Here is a 21353-nt window from a genome sequence, read left to right as displayed (position 1 = left end):
CCCTTCATTGCCCGTGGGTGGTTCCGGAGATCAAACCCCGGCTGGCCCCCAGCGCCCTATCCCACGCCCGGATAGGGCCACCAGGACCAGCCGGACACTCCCGGGCTGGCCCTCAGCGCCCTATCCCACGCCCGGATAGGGCCATCAGGACCAGCCGGACACTCCCGGGCTGGCCCTCAGCGCCCTATCCCACGCCCGGATAGGGCCATCAGGACCAGCCGGACACTCCCGGGCTGGCCCCCAGCGCCCTATCCCACGCCCGGATAGGGTCACCAGGACCAGCCGGACAGTCCCCCGCCGGGCCTCAGCGCCCCAGGGCGGACGCGGGAACGGGGCGAGCCGCTTGACATTCCTGGCACATGGGATGTCTTCATTGCCCGTGGGCGGTTCCGGAGATCAAAACCCGGCTGTCGTCATGTGCGGGGCGTCAGCGGACCCAGGGTCAGGGCCCGGCCGGTCGCGACGCGGCTGGGTGGCGGTCAGGGCTTGGCGAGCCGGCGTCGGCGGCGCTGGGTCAGCAGCAGGAGGAGGGGCATCGCGGTGAGCACGACGGCGACCGTGCCGGCCGCGGCCACGGACAGACCGCGGGACTTGCCGGCGGCCGGGGCGGCGCCGGCGGCGGAGGCGCCGGTGGTGGCCTTCTCGGCGGTGGCCGAGCTCTGCGCCTGTGCCGAGGCGGCGACCTCGGCCGGGGTGACCAGGTGGCCGACCGACGCGCCCCGGGGCTGGGCGAATCCCCAGTCGAGCAGGGCCGCGCCCTGCTGCCAGCCGCGGAGCGGGCGGGCCTCGGCGCCGAGCAGGGTGACCACCAGCCGCCGCCCGTCGCGCTGGGCCGCCCCGACGTAACTGTGCCGGGCCACCGTGGTGAAACCGGTCTTGCCGCCCATCGCGCCCGGGTAGTTGTAGATCAGCTTGTTCTCGTTCTGGAACTGGAAACCTTTGACCTTCTTGGCCGGCTGCGCGGGCATCTGCGCGCTCTTGGTGAGCACATATTTGCGGAAGTCGGCGTTGGCGAAACAGACCCGGGCGATCAGGGCCAGATCGTACGCACTGGTGAACTGTCCCTTACCGTCCAATCCGGACGGCGTGACGGCGTGCGTCTGGAACGCGCCGATCGATTTCGCCTTGGCGTTCATCGCCGCCACCGTGGTGGCCACGCCGTCGGCGCCGCCGCCCCCGGCCATCCGGGCCAGGGCGTTGGCCGCGTCGTTGCCGGAGTTGAGCAGCAGGCCCAGCCAGAGGGTCGAGATCGGGTAGGTGCCGCCCACCACGATCCCGACCGCCGAGCTGTTCACCTCGATGTCGAGGTCGCTCGGCACCACCTTGATCTTCTGGTTCGGGTCGAGCCGGTCGATCGCGGTCGCGGCGAGCAGCGTCTTCTGCACGCTGGCCGGGGTCTGGTGGACGTGCGGGCCGCAGGCGCCGAGCACCTCGCCGGTGTCCAGGTCGGCGACCATCCAGGTGGTCGCGGTGACGGCCGGCGGTTTCCGCGCGCCGCCCGGGACGACCAGGCCGTGGGTGGCCAGCTCGTCGCCGCCGACCCGCATGTCCTGCGGGTTGTCGGCCGGCGGGACCGGGCGCGGCGGGGCGCTCGGCTTGGCGATCTTCGGCTTGGGGCAGGGGATCTCGGCGGCGGCCCGCGCGGAGCGGAGAGCGGATCCGGGAGCGGCCTGCGAAGCGGAGGACGGAACGGTGACGAGGGCGGCGACCAGGGCCAGGGCGGCGGTGATCCGGGGAACCGTCACGGCCAGCGTGCTCCCGCTTCCAGTCGTCGATCGAGAAGGTCACGCAGCGGGATCGGCTCGCCGTCACCGCCACCGGCCCCGACGATCAGCCGGGGCATGCTCGGGGACAGGTCGGCGCCGGTGAACCGGGCGCGCAGCGAGGCCGGGACGGTGAGCACGTAATACTCCCCGTCCTCGCCGGCGGCGACGGTCCGGTTCGCCTTCAGATACCACCCGCGGACCCGGGTCTTGTAGGTCCACCGGCCGTCGTAACTGGTCGCGGTGAGCGGATGCGGGGTCAGCCCGCGCTCGGCGGCCTTGCGGACGAACTCCTCGAGCAGCGCCGTGGCCTGCCGGGCCTCGGCGGTGCGCCCGGCCTCCAGGGCTGCGGCCCGGCCGGCCACGGCCTGCCGGTGGTGCGCCAGCCAGGCGGCGTGCTCGTCCTGCATGGCGCCGACCCTAACGTGAGACCCTGGGCGTTGGTCAACCGGGCTTTCTCAGGATTCGGTGCGAATACTCACAGCCCATTCTGATAAGGGACCTGACGATCGCGAAGAAAAGAATTGCCGGATCGCGCCGGGGAGTTGCGCGGGATGCGGTTCGGGGGCCAGACTGTGCCCGGGCGATTAAATTCTCTCGGGAGTCGTTATGGCGCGGCAGGTAATCACCACCCTGATCGACGATCTGGACGGCAAGAAGGCGGATCGCACCGTCGAGTTCAGTCTCGACGGAGTCAGCTACACGATCGACCTTTCCGAGGCCAATGCCGGAAAGCTGCGCAAAGCCCTGGACCCGTACATCAACGCGGGAACGCGGCTGGGTCGCACCGCCGCGCGCATCCCGTCCCGGGGCGCCGCGCCGGCCCGCACCGCCGGCTCCCGCGACGAGAACCGGCTGATCCGCGAGTGGGCTATCCGCAACGGGCACAAAATCTCCGAGCGCGGCCGCATTCCGCAGGAGGTCAGCAACGCCTATCGAGCCGCACACGGCCGCTGACCTCGTTCCACATCGGACCGCGTCAAATACTACGAAGCCGGGGCAGTTCCGCGGCCACGGCTTCGAGCGTCTTCTCGTCACCGGCAAACCAACTGGTCTCGCGGGGCCAGTGTGTGATCACGTCGGTGAATCCCAGCTCGGCGGCGCGCCCGGTGGCCTCCTGGAACGCATCCGGACTGCTCATCGAGAACACCGGTGACGAGTCCAGATTGAGGTAACGGTCGATCGATTCCGGGGCCCGCCCGGCCGCCGCCAGGGTGGCCTCGAATCGGTCGCGGATCTCGGTGACCGCGCGCCACCATTCCGCGGCGGTCTCGGCCTGCGGGCCGGTGGTGACCCAGCCGTCGCCGTACTTCGCCGCGAGCCGCAACGCCCGCGGCCCGTTGGCGGCGACCACGAACGGCGGCCGCGGCTGCTGCACCGGTCCCGGCGTGCTGCGTGCGTCGACCGCCGCGAAATAGGACCCGGACCAGGTGGTCGCGGGGGAGCGCAGGATGTTGTCGAACAGCTCCAGGAAGTCGGTGAAGCGGTCGACCCGGGCGCGCGGGGTCAGCTCCGGCTTGCCCAGCACGGCCGAGTCGAAGCCGATCCCGCCGGCGCCCAGCCCGAGGATCAGCCGCCCGCCCGAGATGTCGTCGAGGGCGGTCGCCTCGCGGGCGAAGTGCGCCGGGTGCCGGAAGTTCGGCGACGCGACGTAGGTGCCGAGCCGGATCCGCTCGGTGACCAGGGCCGCCGCGGTCAGCGTCGGCACCGCGTCGAACCACGGTCCGTCGACCAGGTCCCGCCAGCCCAGATGGTCGTAGGTCCAGGCGTGGTCGAAGCCGTACTCCTCGGCGAGGCGCCACCGGCGGCTCGCCTCGGCCCAGCGCCGGTCAGGAAGGATCACGATGCCGAAACGCATCGGCACAGACTAGCTGCCCGCACCGGTGGGTCACGCGAGGCCGCGGCGTGCCCCAGGCGGCGCCGGGCGGCGATGCCTACGCGGTGCGGAGATCGTCGTCCGCCGCGGTGTCGGGGGCGGTGTCGGCGGCCGCCGCCTCGAAGGCGCGCAGGGCCCGGACCAGGTCCTGGCGGGCCGAGACCGGCATCCGTTCGAGGACCTCGGCGAGCGCGTCGCGGCGGCGCGCCCGCAGGTCGGCGAGGAGCCGGCGGGAGGCGGGGGTGAGCAGCAGCCGCACCTCGCGGCGGTCCCGCGGGTCGGCCACCCGGCGCAGCAGCCCGGTCGCCTCCAGGCGGTCGCAAAGCCGGCTGGCCGAGGACGGCACCACGTCGAGAGCCTCGGCGAGGCGGCTCATGTTGGTGTGCCGGTTCTCCGCGACGATGGTGAGCACCCGCAGCTGAGCGGGCGGGATCGCCGGGATCTGGGCGAGACGGGCCTTTTCCAGGACAGCCACCAGCGACTCCAGCGACGTGTCGATCGCCGCGGCGACATCGGTGGCGTGCTCCATGGCGTTCCCCGTCGCGAAGTCGCAGAACCTCAAAGGTCTGCTGGGTACCCCGCCGGACACTGCCGTAAACCGGTCAACGGCGCCAATCCAGGCAGACAGTGACCGCGTCGTCCTCCGGCTCGGCGCCGGCGTGAAACTCACGCAAGCCCCGCATCACCGTACCGACCGCCTCGGTGGCCGGTTGCAACCGCGTCGCGCGCAACGCCGTGAACAGGCCGGATTCCCCGAATGTGGGACCACCGCCGGGTGCCGCCGCGTGCACCCCGTCGCTGACCACGAGCAGCCGGTCGCCCGGCTCCAGCCGGAACCGCTCGATCTCGTAGTGCGCCTCGCCGAACATGCCCAGTGGCAGCTGCTGCTCCAGCCGGACCTGGTTGATCTCGCCGCCCCGGCCGACCATGCACTGCGGGGAGCCGGCGTCGACGGCGTCGACCCAGCCGCCGACCAGGTCGATCTCCAGCAGCAGGGTGGCGGCGTGCAGGCCGCCGCCGTACCGGGCGTGCAGCGCGTCCGAGGCGAGCTCGGCCTGCTCGACGATGTCCGCGCCGCAGCGGCGGGCGTTGCGCATCGCGTTCACCGCGGTCGCGGTCAGCAGGGCCGCGTCGAGACCCTCACCCGCGCCGTTGAGCACCGTGATGGTCAGCCGATCCTGGCTGAGCGCCCAGTCGAAGTGGTCGCCCCGCACGTCGTACGCCGGCTCCAGTTGCCCGCCGAGCTGGAACCGTTCGTCGCCGAGGGAGCGGCCGGGCAGCAGGTCCCACTGCAACTCGGCGGCCATCGTGAGCCGCTGGCTGCACTGCGCCCGCCGATACCGGTCGGTCATCCGGTCGGCCGCGCGGATCGCCACCGCCAGCTCGTCGGCGACGATCCGGAGCTGCTCGGCCTGCTCCGGGTCGGGGCGGGCGGGCAGGTCCACCCGCAGCACCCCGAGCCGCTCGCCCCAGCAGGACAGCGGCAGGTGCAGCCGGGTGCCGGCCGGCCCGTTCCCGGTGCCGGGCCGCTGGCTGGCCAGGCAGCGCAGCGCGGCCGCGTCCTGGTCGGTGCCGGGCGCGTCGAGCAGCGGCGCGAGTCGGCGCAGCGTCAGGTCGGCGACCAGCACCTCGACCCGGTCGGCCGCGAAGTGCCGGCGCAGGTGCTCGGCTGTCACCTCGGGCAAACGGTCGGGTGCGGTGGCACGCAGCAGCGCGCCGACGGGAACCGGTCGGTCGGACACCTGTACTCCTCTCCGGGACCGATATTTGTTATACGACAAATAAAAGCCGTGGGGACAGCGCCGCGTCCGGCGGACCACCTTCAGGCGAACGACTTCTCGAAGTGGATCAGGGACCCGGTGCGCGGGCTCGACTGCATCCGAACGTTCTCGGCCAGCGCCCGGATCAGGAACAGGCCCCGCCCGCGCTCGCTGTCCGCGGTGGGCGCCGTGCCGCCGGCCGGGTCGAAGCCGTGGCCGTCGTCGACCACGTCGATCGAGCAGCGGTCCTCGGCGACGTCCAGGCGGACCTCGTACGCCTCCGCACCGGTCGCGTGTTTCACCACGTTGGCGCACGCCTCGGTGAGGGCGATCTCCAGGTCGGTGCCGGCTTGCCGGTCCACCGTCAGGGAGGTCAGCGCGCACCGCAGCAGGCGGCGCACGGCGGGCACACTGTCCACCTCGCGGGGAAGATTCAGCCGAACCGACATGCGCATGCCGTTTCTGTGCCCGATCGGTCCAGGAGTTAACCGTGCGAGGAAGACCACGTCGCCGTTTCGTGTTATCCATGGTCCCCGCGCCCGTCTCCCCTTCTGGCGCCCGGCGCCGGAGGAAAGGGCAGTGCAGATGGCGAACCAACCCGACACCGCCACGGTGGTGGCCGCGCGCGCCGGCGACCCGGCCGCGATCGACCGGCTCGTGGCCGGATACCTCCCGCTCGTCTACACCATCGTGGGCCGGGCCCTGGAGGGGCACGCGGACGTCGACGACGTGGTGCAGGAGACCATGATCCGGGTCCTGCGGAACCTCGGCGAGCTGCGCGAGCCGGAGGCGTTCCGCTCCTGGCTGGTGGCGATCACGGTGCGTCAGGTGCGGGACCGTTTCCGGGCCCGGCAGGTCGGCGAGCACGCCCTGCTCGAGGAGGACCTGCGCGATCCGGGCGCCGACTTCACCGACCTGGCGATCACCCGGCTGGAGCTGTCCGGGCAGCGCCGGGAGACCGCCGAGGCGACCCGCTGGCTGGACGAGGAGAACCGGGAGCTGCTCTCGCTCTGGTGGCTGGAGGCCTCCGGCGAGCTGACCCGCGACGAGATCGTCGACGGCACCGGGCTGGGCCGGCAGCACGCCGCGGTCCGCATCCAGCGGATGAAGGGCCAGCTGGAGACGGCCCGGGCGGTGGTCCGGGCGCTGCACCGGCACCCGATCTGCCCGGAGCTGGCGGTGCTGATCGAGCCGTGGGACCGCCGGCCGAACGCGTTGTGGCGCAAGCGGATCGCCCGGCACACCCGCGAGTGCATGCTCTGCGCGCCGGCCTGGCAGGACATGGTCGCGGCGGAACGCCTGCTGGCCGGCATGGCCCTGGTGCTGCCGGCGCCGACGCTGGCAGCCGGCCTGAGCACCGGAGCCGGAGCGGGCGCCGGCGGCGGGATGAAGGCGCTGGCCGTCAAGGCGGGGCTGAGCGCCACCCAGAAACTGCTGGTCACCGCGCTCGCGGTGACCGTCGCCGGGGGTGGCGGCGTGGCCGCGTACACGCTGGGCGGGCAGAACGATCCGGCGGTGCCGCAGGCCGTCGTCGCCCCGTCGCCGGCCACGGTCACCCTGCCGCCGTCACTTCCGCCCTCGGCCGCGCCGACGAGCAGGTCACCGTCGCCGTCGCGTACCCAAAAGTCGCCGTCCGCGAAAGCGGCCGTGCCGGCCACGCGGACCTCGGCCAAGAAGGGCGTCGGCGTCTGGAAGTTCGACGGGTCCACGGCGGCGCTGAAGAACGTCGGCGCCGGCTGGTACTACGACTGGGCGCCGCAGAACGACGAGATCCCCGGGCCGGCCGGGGTCGAGTTCGTGCCGATGATCTGGGGGAAGCAGAACGTCACCAGCGCCACCCTGAAGCAGGCCAAGGCCGAGGGGGACGTGCTGCTCGGCTTCAACGAGCCGGACATGGGCGGGCAGGCGAACATGAGCGTCGAGGACGCCCTGGCCGCCTGGCCGCAGCTGGAGGCGACCGGGATGCGCCTGGTCAGCCCGGCGGTCGCCTACGGCGGGGACACCGCGGGCGGCTGGCTGGACCGGTTCATGACCGGCGCGAAGGCCAAGGGGCTGCGGGTCGACGCGATCGCCCTGCACTGGTACGGCTCGGACTTCAGCGCCGCCGCCGTCGACCAGTTCCTCGGCTACGTCGACGCGGTGCACAAGCGGTACGGCAAACCGATCTGGATCACCGAGTTCGGCCTGATGAACTTCTCCGGCTCGCCGAAGTACCCGAGCGACGCGCAGAAGGTCACCTTCATCAAGGGCACCACCGCCGGCCTGGAGAAACGCTCGTTCGTCGAGCGCTACGCCTGGTTCGGCCTGCCGGCCGTCGGCGACAGTGTCGACTTCGGCTTGTACAAGGACGGCGACAGCCCCACCGAGGCGGGCAAGGCGTACCGCGCAGCGGGTTAGAGTCGAGTTCATGATTCGGTTCGGGTACAAGGCGTCGGCGGAGCAGTTCGCTCCGGCCGAACTGCTCAGGTACGGCATTCTCGCCGAGGAGCTGGGCTTCGACTCGGTCTTCGTCAGCGATCACCTGCAACCGTGGCGGCACGACGGCGGGCACGCCCCGGCCGCGCTGCCGTGGCTCGGGGCGCTCGCCGCGCGTACCGAAAGGATCCTGGTCGGCACCAGCGTGCTGACCCCGACCTTCCGCTACCACCCGGCCGTGGTCGCGCAGGCCTTCGCCACCCTGGGCTGCCTCGCGCCGGGCCGGGCCATCCTCGGCGTCGGCTCCGGCGAGTCGCTCAACGAGGTGGCGCTCGGCACGCAGTGGCCGGACGGCAAGGAGCGGTTCGCCCGGCTCAAGGAGGCGGTCCTGCTGATCCAGAAGCTCTGGGCCGAGGACCGGGTGACCTATGAGGGACAGTTCTACTCCACCGAGAACGTCACCATCTACGACAAGCCCGACCAGCCGGTCCCGATCTACATCGGCGCGTCCGGCCCGGCCGCGACCCGGCTGGCCGGCCGGATCGCCGACGGCTTCATCACCACCAGCGGCAAGGGGCACGGGCTCTACACCGACACGCTGCTCCCCGCCGTCAAGGAGGGCGCGGAGAAGGGCGGCAAGAAGCTCGACGACCTGGACCTGATGATCGAGGTCAAGGTCTCCTTCGACGACGACATCGAGCGGGCCCGCAACGACACCCACTACTGGGGCGCGCTGGCGCTGTCCCCGGAGGAGAAGACCGGCGTCGAGGACCCGGTCGAGATGCAGCGCCTCGCCGACGCCCTCCCGGTCGAGCGGACCGCCACCCGGTGGATCGTCTCGTCCGACCCGGCGGAGCACGCCGCGAAGGTCGCCGAGTACCTGGACATGGGCTTCAAACACCTGGTCTTCCACGCGCCGGGCCCGGACCAGGAACGCTTCCTGCGCCTGTACTCGACGGAAATCCTCCCCCGCCTCCGCACCCGCTAGGCTGTTCCATCCGGGGGCCCCAGAAACCCACGAACTTTCCGCAAAGCGCCGCCCGGCTTCGGCCGGACGGCGCTTTGGCGCTTTGTCGCTTATCGGTCCTGGTCCGGCCGCGGCACGGCCCGCAATTTTCCGGTACGCCCACCGCCCCCACCCTCACCGTTGATCACGCGAAGGTTGGGCCGCCCCTGCATCCGCCGCCGCCCCGCGCCGACCTCCCGGCCCGCCTCGGCGCCCCGGTTGTCCCGCCAGCGCCGCTGCACCGTGGTGGCGTCACCGAGCGACCGTCCGCCCGCGGCGCCTCCGCCGCCGAGCGACCGTCCGCCCGCGGCGCCCCCGCCGCCGAGCGACCGCCCGCCCGCAGCGCTCCCGCCGCCGAGCGCCCGTCCGCCCGCGGCGCTGCCCCCGCCGGGCGACCGGCCCAGGCCGGTCGACCCGCTGCCCCCGCCGAGCGACCGGCCCGAGTCGCCGGACCCGCCCAGCCCGCCGAAACCGCCCAGCCCGCCGAAGCCGCCGAGCCCGCGCGGACCCTGCCGCCTTTCAAGGCCGGGCATCCCGCTCCCGGGGTTGGTCGCCGGCCACCGCGCGCCGAGATCGTCGAGGGCCGGCAGCCGGTCCATCGCCGACAATCGATCCGAGGCCGGGCCCGGCGTCCCGTCCGACACCCGCCTCGATGGCTGGCCCGAGAAGTGGCCCGAGGCGCGGTTCGCCGCGCCGAACAGCCCGCCCGGGTTCGACAGGCCCGCGTCGGTGCCGGTGCGCCCGAGGATGCCCGGCTCCGCACCGGCCGTCCGCCGCCCGGTCAGCACCACGATGCTGTCCGCCCCGGCGGTCCGTGCCGCCCGCCGCCGGTCGAGGTATTCGCCGATCAGGGCCCGCGCGGCCGGCAGCACGCCGGGGCGGGTCGCCGGTGCGGTCCGCGGGTACGCCACCGCCGGCACCTCGGTCACGAACAGCCCGTTCATCCCGGACCGCACGGTGAGCAGCGGCTCGATCTCCGCGCCGTCGCCGCGGACCGGGTCGACGCCGGACACCCGGGGCAGCCCGACCGAGCCTGCCACGTCCCGCCAGAACGCCCGGAACCCGAAGCCCGGGTCGGTCCGCCGGCAGCCGAACAGCACCGCCATCAGCCAGAGCAGGACGCGCGCCCCGATCCGGGAGCCCCGCCCGCCGGACAGGTCCCGCCCGTCGCCGCGGAACCGGGAACCCTGCGCCACGTCCGCGCCGTCGCGCAGCGCCTGGAGGTAGCGGGGGAGTTCGGCCGGGTCGCAGGAGCCGTCGCCGGCCAGGGTGACCACGATGTCGCCGGAGCTCTCGGCGACGCCGCAGGCCAGCGCGTTGCCAGCCCCGGCGCGGGTCTGCCGGACCACCCGGACGGCGGGGTGCGCCGCGGCGGCGGTGGTGGTGTCGTCGTCCCGGCCGGCCACCACGATGACCTCGGCGACCGCGGGCAGGGCGGCGAGCAGGACCGGCAGGGCAGCCGTCCCGACCGGGATCACGACGCTCACGGAGGGTGATGAGGGGCGAAGGGGTGGCACGGGCATGCGCCGACGCTACCGGCCTGCAACCTTCCGGCAACTCGCCCGACCGGTGGATCGTGATCATCTCAGCGGTCGTCACCGTCCGTACGAAAAACGGTTTGGCGGTAGTGTTTTGTCCCGTGATGAACCTGGGGCTCCACATCTCCAACTTCAGCTGGCCGGAGGGGTCGGCCCGGCTCGGGACGACGCTCGCGGAGATCGCGTCGGCCGCCGACGAGGCCGGTTTCGAGCGGATCAGCGTGATGGACCACCTCTGGCAGATCCACGTGATCGGGCCGCCGGAGATGGAGATGCTCGAGGCGTACACGACGCTCGGCTTCCTGGCCGCGCACACCCGCCGGGCCAAGCTGCTCACCCTGGTCACCGGGGTGATCTACCGCGAGCCGGGCCTGCTGGCCAAGGCGGTGACCACGCTCGACGTGCTCTCCGGCGGGCGGGCGATCCTCGGGCTCGGCGCGGCGTGGAACGCGGAGGAGTCGGCCGGGCTGGGCCTGCCGTTCCCGCCGACCGCCGAGCGGTTCGAGCGGCTGGAGGAGGCGCTGCGGATCTGCCGGCAGATGTTCGACGGGGACGAGACGGCGTTCGAGGGGCAGCACTACACGCTGACCCGGCTGCTGAACTCGCCGTTGCCCCTGTCCCGGCCGCGTCCGCCGATCCTGGTCGGCGGCGGCGGGGAGAAGAAGACGTTGCTGCTGGTCGCGAAGTACGCGGATGCCTGCAACCTGTTCGCCGGCCCGGAGCTGCCGCACAAGCTCGACGTGCTGAAACGGCACTGCGACGCGGTCGGCCGGGACTACGACGAGATCGAGAAGACGGTGCTCTACAACATCGACCCGGGGGAGCGCGGCGAACGGGTCGGGGAGATCATCGACGTGATGCGGCACCTCGCCGGGCTGGGTGTCTCGGTCACCCACGGCTCGGTGCGCAACGCCTGGGACACCAAACGGTTCGAGATCTTCCGGGACGAGATCATCCCCGCGGCGGAGGCGCTGTGAGCATCGAGGCGGTCGTCTTCGACCTGGACGGCGTGATCATCGACACCGAGGAGGTGTGGGAGGAGGTCCGCCGGGGTTATGTGGCCGAGCACGGCCGCGAGTTCCTGCCGGACAGCCAGGACCGGATGATGGGGATGAGCACCGTCGAGTGGTCCAGCCACCTGGCCGACGAGGTCGGTGTCCCGGTGCCGGCCGCGCAGGTGGCGGCGGACGTGCTGGGGCGGATGGCCGCGCGGTATCGGGAGTCGCTGCCGCTGATCCCGGGTTCGGTGGAGACGGTGCGGGCGCTGGGCAAGCGGTATCGGCTGGCGTTGGCCAGCTCGTCGGCGCGGATCCTGATCGATCAGGTGCTGGCCACGGCGGGGCTGACCGACGAGTTCGAGGTGACGCTGTCGACCGAGGAGGTGGCTCGGGGCAAGCCGGCGCCGGACGTCTATCTCACCGCGGTCGCCAAGCTCGGGCTGACGCCGTCGGTGTGTGCGGCGATCGAGGACTCCAGCAACGGCCTGCGGTCCGCGGGCGCGGCCGGGCTCGCGGTGATCGCCGTCCCGCACGGGGTGTATCCGGCCGCTCCGGACGCCCTGGCCCAGGCCTCGCTGGTGGTCAAGACCATCACCGAGGTGACCCCGGAGGCCGTCGCCGCGCTCCGCTGATCTTCCCGGCTGGCCCCCACGGCCCTGTCCCGGGCCCGGAAAGGGCCACGAGGGCCAGCCGCGTGTTGCGAGCTGGTTCTGACGGCCCTGTGGCGGGTGCGGGAAGGGCCGTGGGGGCCAGCCGCGTGTTGCGGGCTGGTTCTGACGGCCCTGTGGCGGGTGTGGGAAGGGCCGTGGGGGCCAGCTGCGTGTTGCGGGCTGGTTCTGACGGCCCTGTGGCGGGTGCGGGTAGGGCCGTGGGGGCCAGCTGCGTGTTGCGGGCTGGTTCTGACGGCCCTGTGGCGGGTGTGGGAAGGGCCGTGGGGGCCAGCCGCGTGCTGTGGGCTGGTTCTGACGGCCCTGTGGCGGGTGCGGGTAGGGCCGTGGGGGCCAGCTGCGTGTTGCGGGCTGGTTCTGACGGCCCTGTGGCGGGTGTGGGAAGGGCCGTGGGGGCCAGCCGCGTGCTGCGGGCTGGTTCCGGTGGCCCTGTGGCGGGTGTGGGAAGGGCCGTGGGGGCCAGCCGGGTGACCGCGAGGCGCGCGGCGGTCCGGACCGTGGCGCGCCTCGCGGGCTGGGCTGGGCGGGGCGGTGCTGTGGGCGTACCGAAAGCGGGGGTTAAAAGGTGTAGTCGGGGAGCTGGAGGTTGGTGCTCCGGCCGGACGCGATCTTGAAGGTGAAGTCCAGAAACCATTTCTGGTTGTTGAGGTAGTTCCGCATGCGGATGCCGCGGTCGGTCTTCGGGGCCATGAAGCGGCCGGTGGTGTCGCCGCCCTTCTGCGTGCCGCGGGCGAACTTGGCGATCCGCTGGACGTATCGCGGGAAGGCGACGCGGTGGTCGCCGCCGGCCGCGGCCAGCTCGCCGGCCAGGACGTAGGCGCAGACGACCGCGGTGCCGGTGCCCTGGCCGCCGATCGTGGCGCCGCAGGCCGCGTCGCCGAGCAGGACGATCCGGCCGCGGGACCACTCCGGGGCGTCGACCCGGCAGATCTGGTCGAAGTAGAGGTCGTCGACCTTGTCCAGCTCGGCCAGGAAGCGGGGGCCGAGCCAGCCCATCCCGCCCAGTCGTTCGCGCAGGATCGCCTTCTGCGCCTCCGGGTCGTGGCGGTCGTAGGTCAGCTTCGGCGCGGCGAACATCGCCAGGACGTCGGCCGCCCCGGGATCGCGGTGGTTGCCGCTGACCCCGATCATCCGGCCGGGCGCGCTGTGCCACAGGTGGTCCGGGGTCAGGTCCCACTCGTTCGGGATCGCCCAGGTGGCGACGTAGTAGCCGAGGTGCTTGACGAACCGGTCGTCCGGGCCGAAGGCCAGCCGCCGCACCCCGGAGTGCACGCCGTCGGCGCCGACGACCAGGTCGAAGGTGCGCTGCCGGCCGGAGGCGAAGGTGACGTCGACGCCGGCCGGGGTCTCGTCCATCGCGGCGATCCGGTCGCCGAACAGGTACTCCGTGGCGTCGGAGGCCTCGCAGAGGATCCGGGCCAGGTCGCCGCGGAAGACCTCCAGGTCGCCGCCGGCCATCTCGGCCGGCCACTCCATCTGCCGCTCGCCGTGCTCGTCGACGAAACGCATCGCCTTGCCGTGGGTCTGCACCTCGCGCAGGGCCGGCAGCACCCCCATCTTGTCCAGCACGCCCATGTGCAGGTCGCCGCGGAAGTCGACGGCCTGGCCGCCGGTGCGCAGACGCGGAGCGATCTCGACGATCGTCGGGCGGTGACCGTGGCGAGCCAGCCAGTAGGCCAGGGCGGGGCCCGCGATGCTCGCGCCGGAGATCAGGACGTCCATGTCATCCTCCAGAAACTGTGTCCATTGGACTCGGTTATTTCTGTGTACGGTAGACGCAGTTAGCAAGGAGGGCAAGTGGCTGATTTCCTGTGGCAGGAGCGGGCCGGCGGGAAGCGGGGGCCGAAACCGGCGTTGACGCTGGAGGCGATCGCCGACGTGGCGATCGCGGTGGCCGATGCGGAGGGGCTGGACGCGGTCACGATGCAGCGGGTGGCCGCCGATCTCGGTTACACCAAAATGGCCCTATATCGGTATTTGCCGGGCAAGACTGAGTTGGTCGCGGTGATGTTGGAGCGGGTCATGGGTGCCGCGCCCACTCTGCCGGAGGCGGGGTGGCGCGATGCGCTGATCACCTGGACAAAATGCCTTTTATCCGTTTTCCTACGGCACAGCTGGGCGTTGGTGGCATCGACCGGAAAGCGGCCCATCGGCCCGCACGAACTCGACTGGATGGAGGCGGCCCTGGCCCGCATGCCGGCCGGGCTGACCGGCGCCGAACGCATGGACACCGTCGCGATCCTCGCCGCGCAGGTCCGTGCCCTGGCCATGCAGCCGGACGAGTCGGGCATGATCACCGCGCTCACCGAGCACGCCGCCCGCTTCCCGGCGGTCACCGCCGCGATCGCCGACATGACCGCCCACGGTGGACAGGACCAGGCGCTCTCCTTCGGGCTGGAGCGCATTCTCGACGGCCTGGAGGCGCTGCTCGCCAAGCGGGTGTGAAAGATCTTCGATCCGGGTAGTCCCGGGCCGAAACCCCCTGGAGGTGAGGCCGTGAGCGGTCTACGGCTCGACGTGGACTTCGTCGATTATCTGATCCTCGCGATCTATTTCGTCACCGTGCTGGGCGTCGGCTTCGCGGCCCGCCGGGCGATCCGCAACAGCGCCGACTTCTTCCTCTCCGGGCGCTCGATGCCGGCCTGGGTCACCGGCCTGGCCTTCATCTCGGCGAACCTCGGCGCGCTGGAGATCATCGGCATGGCCGCCAACGGCGCCCAGTACGGCATGATGACCCTGCACTACTACTGGGTCGGCGCCGTCCCGGCGATGGTCTTCCTCGGCATCGTGATGATGCCGTTCTACTACGGCTCCAAGGTGCGCAGCGTCCCGGAGTTCCTCCGGCTGCGGTTCAACCGGCCCACCCACCTGTTCAACGCGCTCAGCTTCGCGGTGGCCCAGGTGCTGATCGCCGGCGTCAACCTGTACGCCCTGGCACTGATCCTGCAAGCGCTGCTCGGCTGGCCGCTCTGGCTCTCCATCGTGATCGGCGCGGCGATCGTGCTGGTCTACATCACCCTCGGCGGGCTCTCCTCGGCGATCTACAACGAGGTGCTCCAGTTCTTCGTGATCCTGGCCGGCCTGCTCCCGATCACCATCATCGGCCTGGTCAAGGTGGGCGGCTGGAACGGCCTCGTCGACCAGGTGCAGAACAGCAAACTGGGCGACGCGGCCCTGCACACGTTCTCGAACACCGCCAGCACCGACAACCCGCTCGGCGCCAGCTGGATCGGGATCATCTTCGGTCTCGGCTTCGTGCTGTCGTTCGGGTACTGGACGACGAACTTCGCCGAGGTGCAGCGGGCGCTCAGCGCCAAGGACATGAACGCGGCCCGGCGTACCCCGATCATCGGGGCGTTCCCGAAACTGCTGATCCCGGTGGTCACCGTGATCCCCGGCCTGATCGCCCTGGTCACCGTGCAGGGGCTGGGCGCCGATCAGGGCGCGCTGAAGTACGACTACGCGATCCCGCTGCTGATGCGCGACCTGCTGCCCAACGGCGTGCTCGGGGTGGCGGTCACCGGTCTGGTCGCCTCGTTCATGGCCGGCATGGCGGCCAACGTGAGCGGATTCAACACCGTTTTCACGTACGACATCTGGCAGTCCTACGTCCGCAAGGACCGGCCGGACGGGTACTACCTGCGGGTCGGCCGGATCGCCACGGTGGTCGGCGTGCTGATCGGGATCGGCACGGCCTTCATCGCGGCCGACTTCAACAACATCATGAACTACATCCAGGCGCTGTTCTCGCTGTTCAACGCGCCCCTGTTCGCCACGTTCATCGTCGGCATGTTCTGGAAGCGGATGTCCGCCTGGGCCGGTTTCTGGTCCCTGCTGCTCGGCTTCCTCGCCTCGCTCACCCTGTACGTCCTGCACCTGAGCGAGGTGCTCAAGTTCAACTCCGACCTGGAGGAGAGCTTCTGGGGCGCCGGCGCCGCGTTCGTGGTCGCCGTGATCGTCGCCGGGATCGTCACCCCGTTCACCCCGGGCAAGCCGGACAACGAGCTGCGCGGCCTGGTCTACGGCCTGGCCGGGCCGAGCACCGGCGCCGACGTGGTGATCACCGGTGAGAAGGTCTGGTGGCGCAACCCGGTGGTGCTCGGCACCGTCGCGCTGATCCTGGCCGCCCTCCTCTACGTCCCCTTCTGGTGAGGTCGACATGCCTGACAAGACACGGCTCTTCGACGTACGCGCGGTCATCGGCGGCATGTTCGTCGTCTACGGGGTGATCGTCACGCTGCTGGGCATCTTCGACACCCCGGCGGAGATCGACAAGGCCCAGGGTGTCCGGATCAACCTGTGGATGGGGCTGGCGATGCTCGCCCTGGGCGGCCTGATGCTGCTCTGGCTGCGGCTGAACCCGCCGAAACCGCTCGCCGAGCAGCCCGACGAGACGGACGCGCCGCAGGACTGATGTGCGAGCAGGTGTGCCCCGGTTGCCATCGTGGTGCACAGGGTCCGCAAATCTTCAAGACAGCTACCTGTGCAACCGATAACCGGGGCATGGAACCCCTCGCCTCACTCAGCAGCCTCGGCAGATCCGGCGGCCAGCGCGCAGCTGGCTGGCAGGCGCAGCTCCGAGTCGACTATGTCGTCAACCGGGTGGCCCAGACCCACCGCGGCCAGTCCGAGGATCAGATCAAGCAGGCCCTCCAGGACCAGCTGCGGGTCTACGGTGTGGTCCCCAACGCCAAGCAGATGGCGATTTACGCCAAGGCGATATCCGCGCTCCCGGAGCTACCCCCCAGGTAGGGGCGGGAAGCGCAGTATCCGGTCGTCGCCGTCCCGCGGATCGCCGCGGCCGTCGGTGTTCGAGGTGGTCAGCCACAGCGAACCGTCGGCGGCCACGGCGACCGTGCGGAGCCGGCCGAACTCGCCTTGGAACTCGGCTTTCGCGGTGCCGCCGGTCAGCGGGACCGTCCACAGTCGTTCGCCCTTGAGGGCGGCGACGTACAGCGTAGTGCCGGAGACCGCCGCCCCGCTGGGCGACGCGTCGTCGGTGCGCCACTGCACGATCGGGTCGGTGTACCGCGCGTCGCCGCCCTTGCCCTCCACCTCCGGCCAGCCGTAGTTCTTGCCCGGCTGGATGATGTTCACCTCGTCCCAGGTGTCCTGGCCGAACTCGATGCCGTACATCCGGCCCTGCGCGTCCCAGGCCAGGCCCTGCACGTTGCGGTGCCCCAGGCTCCAGACCGGTGAGCCGGGGAACGGGTTGCCCGGCGCCGGCTTGCCCTCCGGGGTGAGCCGCAAAATCTTGCCGTTCGGGTCGTCGCGGTCCTGCGACTGCGGCTCGTCGCCGGCGTCGCCGGTGCCCACGTACAGCATCCCGTCCGGGCCGAAGGCGAGCCGCCCGCCGTTGTGCCGCGGCCCCCGGTCCAGCCCCTTGAAGATCACTTCCTGGGTACGGTCGGAGCGCCGGAAGCGGACGATCCGGTTGTCGTCGTCACCGGTGAAGTAGGCGTAGATCCAGTCGTCCCGCACGGCCAGGCCCAGCAGGCCGCCCTCGCCGCCGGCCCGCACGCCGGGGACGGTGTACACCTTCTTCTTCTCGGTGCCGGGCTTCACCTGGTAGATGTCGCCGGTCTGCCGCTCGGCGACCAGCGCGCTCCCGTCGTCGAGGAAGGCCAGGCCCCACGGGACCTGGATCCCGGTCGCGACGATCTCCGGGGTGGCCGCCAGGTCGGGGCCGGTGGCCGTGGCGGCCGGCGGCGGCGCGGACGCCGACACCGACGGGACCGGGTCCACCGTGGGCGGCTGCTCGGCCGAGCAGGCGGTCACCAGGACGGCCCCGGCGGTGGCGATGGCCAGGCGTGTGACGGTCGTCATGGTCCAACCCTGCCACGCCCCTTCGCCGGGGAATGCCCCATATGATGCAAAAACGGGCATTCCCCAGAATCGTTGCCTGAGTGCGACCGAAGATGGTGCCGCGCGGCCGACTCCCGCCGCGCAGGGCGGAGAGTTGGGTTTTGCGAGCTTTGCGACGGCCGGTCACGGCGGCGATCCTCACCCTTGCCACCCTTGTCGGATTCCTCCGGCCGGCGGTCGCCGCGGGGCCGGTGAGCTGGACGGCCTGTCCCGAGGACGAGAAGGTGCAGTGCGGCGTCATGCGGGTCCCGGCGAACTGGGCCGACCCGTACGGGCCGACGATCGAGCTGCGGATGGCCCGGCGGCAGGCGACCGACCCGGCGCGGCGGATCGGCGTGCTGATCGTGAACCCGGGCGGCCCCGGCGGCTCGGCGGTCAACATGACGCTGGACGCCGACTTCACGCCGGAGCTGCTCAAGCGGTTCGACATCATCGGGCTCGACCCGCGCGGGGTGGGCCGCAGCGCCCCGGTGCTCTGCGACCAGGCGCTGGTCGACGCGAAACCGTCGCCGCTGGTCCCGGACGAGGCCGCGTTCCGCGCGCTGGCCGAGTACAACCGCAAGCTGGCCGCCGACTGCACCGCCCGCAGCGGGCCGGTGGTCGAGCACGCCGACACCGGCAGCGTGGTCCGGGACGTGGAGGCGCTGCGGGTCGCGCTCGGCGAGCCCAGGATCAGCATCATGGGCGCGTCGTACGGCTCGCTGATCGGCGAGCTGTACGGCGAGTATCACCCGGGCACGCTGCGGGCCGCGGTGCTGGACTCGGTGATGGACCACAGCGTGGACGTGGACACGTTCCTGGCCCAGGAGACCGTCGCGGTGCAGGACTCGTTCACCGAGTTCGTCAAGTGGTGCGCCCGGGACGCCCGGTGCGTGCTGCGCGGGCAGGACATCCCGAAACTGTGGGCGACGCTGCTGGGCCGGGCGGCGGCCGGGACGCTGGAGGATCCGTACGACCCGCCGGCCAAGCTCGGTGTCTGGGAGCTGATCTCGGCGGCGTTCAGCGCGTTCTACGACCCGCAGTGGTTCTCGTTCGCGCACTACCTCCAGGACGCCGCCCATCCCGCGGCGGCGGCCGGGCGACGGGCGCGCGAGGCGGCGCCGGTGGACCTGACGCCGAACAGTTTCCCGGCGGTGTTCTGCGGGGACTGGGCGCTGCCGGTGGGGGACTTCACCGCGTACCGGAAGCGTCTTGAGATCTTGGCGGGCCTCGCGCCGCAGGTCCGTGCCTCACCGCTGGCCCTGTCCGCGGCCGCGGGCTGCGTCGGCTGGCCGGTGCCGCCGGCCAGCCCGCAGCGGACGCTGTCCCCGGCGAAGCTGCCGACGCTGCTGGTCAACGCGTTGCACGATCCGGCGACCGGGCACGCCTGGGCGCGGCAGGTGGCGGCGCAACTCGGGCCGAACGCGCGGCTGCTGACCTATCAGGGGTGGGGGCACATCGCGTACTCGCACAGTCCCTGCGTGAAGGCGGCGGTCGAGCGCTACCTGATCGACCTCACCCTGCCGGCCGCCGGCGCGACGTGCCCGGCGGTCGAACCCGAACCGTTCGGTGTCGGTTGATCGTTGTAGCGGTTGTGTCCGGCCGTCATCAGCGGTAGGCAGGGATTGACAACCGACACTGTCCTGTCTGGAGGGCCGATGCGGTTCCTATCAGCACTAGCAGCACTTTCGTTGACCACCCTCGGATTCGCGACGCCGGCGGCGGCGGCCACCGTGACGAAGACGCCGACGGCGCGGGGGTACGGCGGGGCGATCGCCACCGTGGACGCCGACGCCACCGCGGCCGGGCTCGAGGTGCTGCGCCGCGGCGGCAACGCGGTGGACGCCGCGGTCGCGGCCGCGGCCACCCTCGGCGTGACCGAGCCGTTCGCCTCCGGGATCGGCGGCGGTGGGTTCTTCGTCTACTACGACGCCCGCAAGCACCGGGTCTTCACCATCGACGGACGCGAGGCCGGGCCGGCCACGATGACGTCGACGTACTTCGTGAACCCGGCGACCGGGTTGCCGTACGCGTTCGACGAGGCCCGGGTCAGCGGCCTGTCGGTCGGAGTCCCCGGCACCCTGGCGACCTGGGAGTCGGCGGCCCGGCAGTGGGGCACGCGTTCCCTGTCGAGCGCCCTGACCGACGCGGCCGAGGTGGCCGACCGCGGATACACGGTGGACGCCGAGTTCCGGCGGCAGGTGACCGAGAACGCGGCGGCCTTCGGGCAGTTCGACGCGACGAAGGCGCTGTATCTGCCGGGTGGGGCGCCGCCGGCGGTGGGCACCACGATCCGTAACCCGGATCTGGCGGACACGTATCGGGAGATCGCGCGCAAGGGGACCGGGGCGTTCTACCGCGGCGACATCGCCGAGGACCTGCTCGCCACCGTGACGAATCCCCCGGTCTCGGGCTCGCCGGCCGCGCCGTGGGCCTACCCGATCCGCCCCGGCCGGCTGACCGCTTCTGATCTCGCGAAGTATCGGGTCCGCCACCCCGCGCCGACCAGGTCGGGCTACAAGGGCCTGACCGTCTACGGCATGTCCACCCCGTCCAGCGGCGGCACGGCTGTGGGGGAGGCGCTCAACATCCTCGAGGCGTCACCGCTCGACTCGGCGTCGACGGTGGAGAAGCTGCACTACTACCTCGAGGCGTCCGCGCTGTCCTTCGCCGACCGTGGCCGCTACGTCGGCGCCGGCACCCCGCAGTCGACCCTGCGGAAGTTGATCTCGGACCGGTGGGCGGCCGGACGCGCGTGTCAGATAAACCCGGACAAAGCTTTGGTGAAGCCGGTCGCCCCCGGCCCGTCGAGCTGCACCCCGGCCACCGCGGCGGCGACCCCGGACACCGGGATGAGCACCACCAACCTCACCGTCGCCGACAAGTGGGGCAACGTCGTGGAGTACACCCTGACCCTGGAGCAGTTCGGCGGCAACGGCATGGTCGTGCCCGGCCGCGGCTTCATGCTCAACAACGAGCTGACCGACTTCAACTTCACCGGCACCCAGGGCACCTTCGACGACCCGAACCTGCCCGGCCCCGGCAAACGGCCGCGCAGCTCGATGTCGCCGACGATCGTGCTCAAGGACGGCAAGCCGTTCCTGGCGGTCGGCGCGCCCGGCGGCTCGACGATCATCACCACCGTGCTGCAGATCATCTACGGCCGGCTGGAGCTGGGTCTGACCCTGCCCCAGGCGCTGGCCGCGCCGCGCGCCGCGCAGCGCAACACCGCCGGGATCCAGGCCGAGCCGGCCTTCCACACGACGTACGGCCCGCAGCTCACCGCGCTCGGCCACGTCTTCGGGCCGGACGCGCCGGAGATCGGGGCGGCCACCGCGATCGAGTTCACCCGGCACGGCGGCCAGCTCGCCGTCGCCGAACCGGTGCGGCGGGGGAGCGGGTCGGCGGCAGTGGTGCACCCAACCTCTTAAGTTGTCGGTCGGTTGCGACGATGGTGCAGGACGTAAGCGCAGGCAGGGACCATC

Annotated in this window: 20 protein-coding genes; 11 read left to right on the top strand and 9 right to left on the bottom strand. The window is 71.8% G+C overall.

Annotated elements, in window-relative coordinates; genetic code table 11:
* Window positions 1–479 precede the first annotated feature (479 nt).
* Together Aiant_RS12055 and Aiant_RS12050 are read right to left on the bottom strand one after the other, a co-directional pair.
* Complete coding sequence (locus tag Aiant_RS12055; RefSeq protein WP_189335257.1) at window positions 480–1745, bottom strand: D-alanyl-D-alanine carboxypeptidase family protein; 1266 nt, start codon at window positions 1743–1745, stop codon at window positions 480–482.
* On the bottom strand, window positions 1742–2173 hold the full coding sequence (locus Aiant_RS12050) for a hypothetical protein (RefSeq protein ID WP_189335256.1): 432 nt from the start codon (window positions 2171–2173) through the stop codon (window positions 1742–1744). The genes Aiant_RS12055 and Aiant_RS12050 overlap by 4 nt, the downstream gene beginning before the upstream one ends.
* Before the next feature lie 199 nt (window positions 2174–2372).
* On the opposite strand from Aiant_RS12050, the gene Aiant_RS12045 reads away from it, so the two are divergent.
* Window positions 2373–2720 carry a histone-like nucleoid-structuring protein Lsr2 gene (locus tag Aiant_RS12045; protein ID WP_189335255.1) on the top strand — a complete coding sequence of 116 codons (348 nt, stop codon included), beginning with the start codon at window positions 2373–2375 and terminating at the stop codon, window positions 2718–2720.
* Window positions 2721–2742: 22 nt separating this feature from the next.
* Here the strand turns inward: Aiant_RS12045 and Aiant_RS12040 are convergent, their stop codons facing one another.
* The 4 genes from Aiant_RS12040 to Aiant_RS12025 all read right to left on the bottom strand — a co-directional run bounded on the left by Aiant_RS12040 (window position 2743) and on the right by Aiant_RS12025 (window position 5854).
* Entirely contained in the window at window positions 2743–3621 is an 879-nt protein-coding gene (locus Aiant_RS12040; protein ID WP_189335254.1) for an LLM class flavin-dependent oxidoreductase, read from the bottom strand.
* Between the two features lie 76 nt (window positions 3622–3697).
* Entirely contained in the window at window positions 3698–4168 is a 471-nt protein-coding gene (locus Aiant_RS12035; protein WP_189335253.1) for a MarR family transcriptional regulator, read from the bottom strand.
* Window positions 4169–4241: 73 nt separating this feature from the next.
* Window positions 4242–5381, bottom strand: a complete 1140-nt coding sequence (locus tag Aiant_RS12030) for a PP2C family protein-serine/threonine phosphatase (protein WP_189335252.1) — start codon at window positions 5379–5381, stop codon at window positions 4242–4244.
* An 80-nt stretch (window positions 5382–5461) separates the two neighbouring features.
* On the bottom strand, window positions 5462–5854 hold the full coding sequence (locus Aiant_RS12025; RefSeq protein ID WP_189335251.1) for an ATP-binding protein: 393 nt from the start codon (window positions 5852–5854) through the stop codon (window positions 5462–5464).
* A 130-nt stretch (window positions 5855–5984) separates the two neighbouring features.
* Between Aiant_RS12025 and Aiant_RS12020 the strand changes: the two genes are divergently transcribed.
* Together Aiant_RS12020 and fgd are read left to right on the top strand one after the other, a co-directional pair.
* Window positions 5985–7796 (top strand): sigma-70 family RNA polymerase sigma factor, encoded by a 1812-nt coding sequence (locus Aiant_RS12020; RefSeq protein ID WP_189335250.1) that lies wholly within the window; start codon window positions 5985–5987, stop codon window positions 7794–7796.
* A gap of 10 nt (window positions 7797–7806) precedes the next feature.
* On the top strand, window positions 7807–8802 hold the full coding sequence (gene fgd / locus Aiant_RS12015; RefSeq protein ID WP_189335249.1) for a glucose-6-phosphate dehydrogenase (coenzyme-F420): 996 nt from the start codon (window positions 7807–7809) through the stop codon (window positions 8800–8802).
* An 89-nt stretch (window positions 8803–8891) separates the two neighbouring features.
* Here fgd and Aiant_RS12010 read toward each other — a convergent pair whose 3' ends face one another.
* Window positions 8892–10307 (bottom strand): glycosyltransferase family 2 protein, encoded by a 1416-nt coding sequence (locus Aiant_RS12010; protein ID WP_189335248.1) that lies wholly within the window; start codon window positions 10305–10307, stop codon window positions 8892–8894.
* Between the two features lie 155 nt (window positions 10308–10462).
* On the opposite strand from Aiant_RS12010, the gene Aiant_RS12005 reads away from it, so the two are divergent.
* Window positions 10463–11335, top strand: a complete 873-nt coding sequence (locus Aiant_RS12005; RefSeq protein ID WP_189335247.1) for an LLM class F420-dependent oxidoreductase — start codon at window positions 10463–10465, stop codon at window positions 11333–11335.
* Entirely contained in the window at window positions 11332–11988 is a 657-nt protein-coding gene (locus Aiant_RS12000) for an HAD family hydrolase (protein WP_189335246.1), read from the top strand. Before Aiant_RS12005 ends, Aiant_RS12000 begins: the two co-directional genes overlap by 4 nt.
* Window positions 11989–12582: 594 nt before the next feature.
* Here the strand turns inward: Aiant_RS12000 and Aiant_RS11995 are convergent.
* Window positions 12583–13746, bottom strand: a complete 1164-nt coding sequence (locus Aiant_RS11995; protein ID WP_189335245.1) for an FAD-dependent monooxygenase — start codon at window positions 13744–13746, stop codon at window positions 12583–12585.
* Between the two features lie 75 nt (window positions 13747–13821).
* On the opposite strand from Aiant_RS11995, the gene Aiant_RS11990 reads away from it, so the two are divergent.
* From Aiant_RS11990 to Aiant_RS11975, 4 genes are all read left to right on the top strand, one after another.
* On the top strand, window positions 13822–14469 hold the full coding sequence (locus tag Aiant_RS11990; protein ID WP_189335244.1) for a TetR/AcrR family transcriptional regulator C-terminal domain-containing protein: 648 nt from the start codon (window positions 13822–13824) through the stop codon (window positions 14467–14469).
* A 51-nt stretch (window positions 14470–14520) separates the two neighbouring features.
* On the top strand, window positions 14521–16176 hold the full coding sequence (locus Aiant_RS11985) for a sodium:solute symporter family protein (RefSeq protein ID WP_189335243.1): 1656 nt from the start codon (window positions 14521–14523) through the stop codon (window positions 16174–16176).
* A gap of 7 nt (window positions 16177–16183) precedes the next feature.
* Window positions 16184–16438 (top strand): hypothetical protein, encoded by a 255-nt coding sequence (locus tag Aiant_RS11980; RefSeq protein ID WP_189335242.1) that lies wholly within the window; start codon window positions 16184–16186, stop codon window positions 16436–16438.
* A gap of 89 nt (window positions 16439–16527) precedes the next feature.
* Entirely contained in the window at window positions 16528–16776 is a 249-nt protein-coding gene (locus Aiant_RS11975) for a hypothetical protein (protein WP_189335241.1), read from the top strand.
* Here Aiant_RS11975 and Aiant_RS11970 read toward each other — a convergent pair.
* On the bottom strand, window positions 16762–17850 hold the full coding sequence (locus Aiant_RS11970; RefSeq protein ID WP_189335240.1) for a PQQ-dependent sugar dehydrogenase: 1089 nt from the start codon (window positions 17848–17850) through the stop codon (window positions 16762–16764). The genes Aiant_RS11975 and Aiant_RS11970 overlap by 15 nt on opposite strands.
* Window positions 17851–17990: 140 nt before the next feature.
* Between Aiant_RS11970 and Aiant_RS11965 the strand changes: the two genes are divergently transcribed.
* Complete coding sequence (locus Aiant_RS11965) at window positions 17991–19448, top strand: alpha/beta hydrolase (protein ID WP_189335239.1); 1458 nt, start codon at window positions 17991–17993, stop codon at window positions 19446–19448.
* Window positions 19449–19526: 78 nt separating this feature from the next.
* Entirely contained in the window at window positions 19527–21299 is a 1773-nt protein-coding gene (gene ggt, locus Aiant_RS11960; protein ID WP_189335238.1) for a gamma-glutamyltransferase, read from the top strand.
* The last annotated feature ends 54 nt before the right edge of the window (window positions 21300–21353 follow it).

Source organism: Actinoplanes ianthinogenes, assembly GCF_018324205.1.
Lineage (GTDB): Bacteria > Actinomycetota > Actinomycetes > Mycobacteriales > Micromonosporaceae > Actinoplanes > Actinoplanes ianthinogenes.
Note: the sequence above shows the minus strand (reverse complement) of the source record. Positions and strands in the feature narration are given on the sequence as shown.

Bases quoted from the DNA above. Each gene is read 5' to 3' on its own strand.
- Aiant_RS12050 (WP_189335256.1), bottom strand. From the start codon at position 2,173: ATGCAGGACGAGCACGCCGCCTGGCTGGCGCACCACCGGCAGGCCGTG.
- Aiant_RS12045 (WP_189335255.1), top strand. From the start codon at position 2,373: ATGGCGCGGCAGGTAATCACCACCCTGATCGACGATCTGGACGGCAAG.
- Aiant_RS12040 (WP_189335254.1), bottom strand. From the start codon at position 3,621: ATGCGTTTCGGCATCGTGATCCTTCCTGACCGGCGCTGGGCCGAGGCG.
- Aiant_RS12035 (WP_189335253.1), bottom strand. From the start codon at position 4,168: ATGGAGCACGCCACCGATGTCGCCGCGGCGATCGACACGTCGCTGGAG.
- Aiant_RS12025 (WP_189335251.1), bottom strand. From the start codon at position 5,854: ATGCGCATGTCGGTTCGGCTGAATCTTCCCCGCGAGGTGGACAGTGTG.
- Aiant_RS12020 (WP_189335250.1), top strand. From the start codon at position 5,985: ATGGCGAACCAACCCGACACCGCCACGGTGGTGGCCGCGCGCGCCGGC.
- fgd (WP_189335249.1), top strand. From the start codon at position 7,807: ATGATTCGGTTCGGGTACAAGGCGTCGGCGGAGCAGTTCGCTCCGGCC.
- Aiant_RS12005 (WP_189335247.1), top strand. From the start codon at position 10,463: ATGAACCTGGGGCTCCACATCTCCAACTTCAGCTGGCCGGAGGGGTCG.
- Aiant_RS11995 (WP_189335245.1), bottom strand. From the start codon at position 13,746: ATGGACGTCCTGATCTCCGGCGCGAGCATCGCGGGCCCCGCCCTGGCC.
- Aiant_RS11980 (WP_189335242.1), top strand. From the start codon at position 16,184: ATGCCTGACAAGACACGGCTCTTCGACGTACGCGCGGTCATCGGCGGC.
- Aiant_RS11975 (WP_189335241.1), top strand. From the start codon at position 16,528: ATGGAACCCCTCGCCTCACTCAGCAGCCTCGGCAGATCCGGCGGCCAG.
- Aiant_RS11970 (WP_189335240.1), bottom strand. From the start codon at position 17,850: ATGACGACCGTCACACGCCTGGCCATCGCCACCGCCGGGGCCGTCCTG.
- ggt (WP_189335238.1), top strand. From the start codon at position 19,527: ATGCGGTTCCTATCAGCACTAGCAGCACTTTCGTTGACCACCCTCGGA.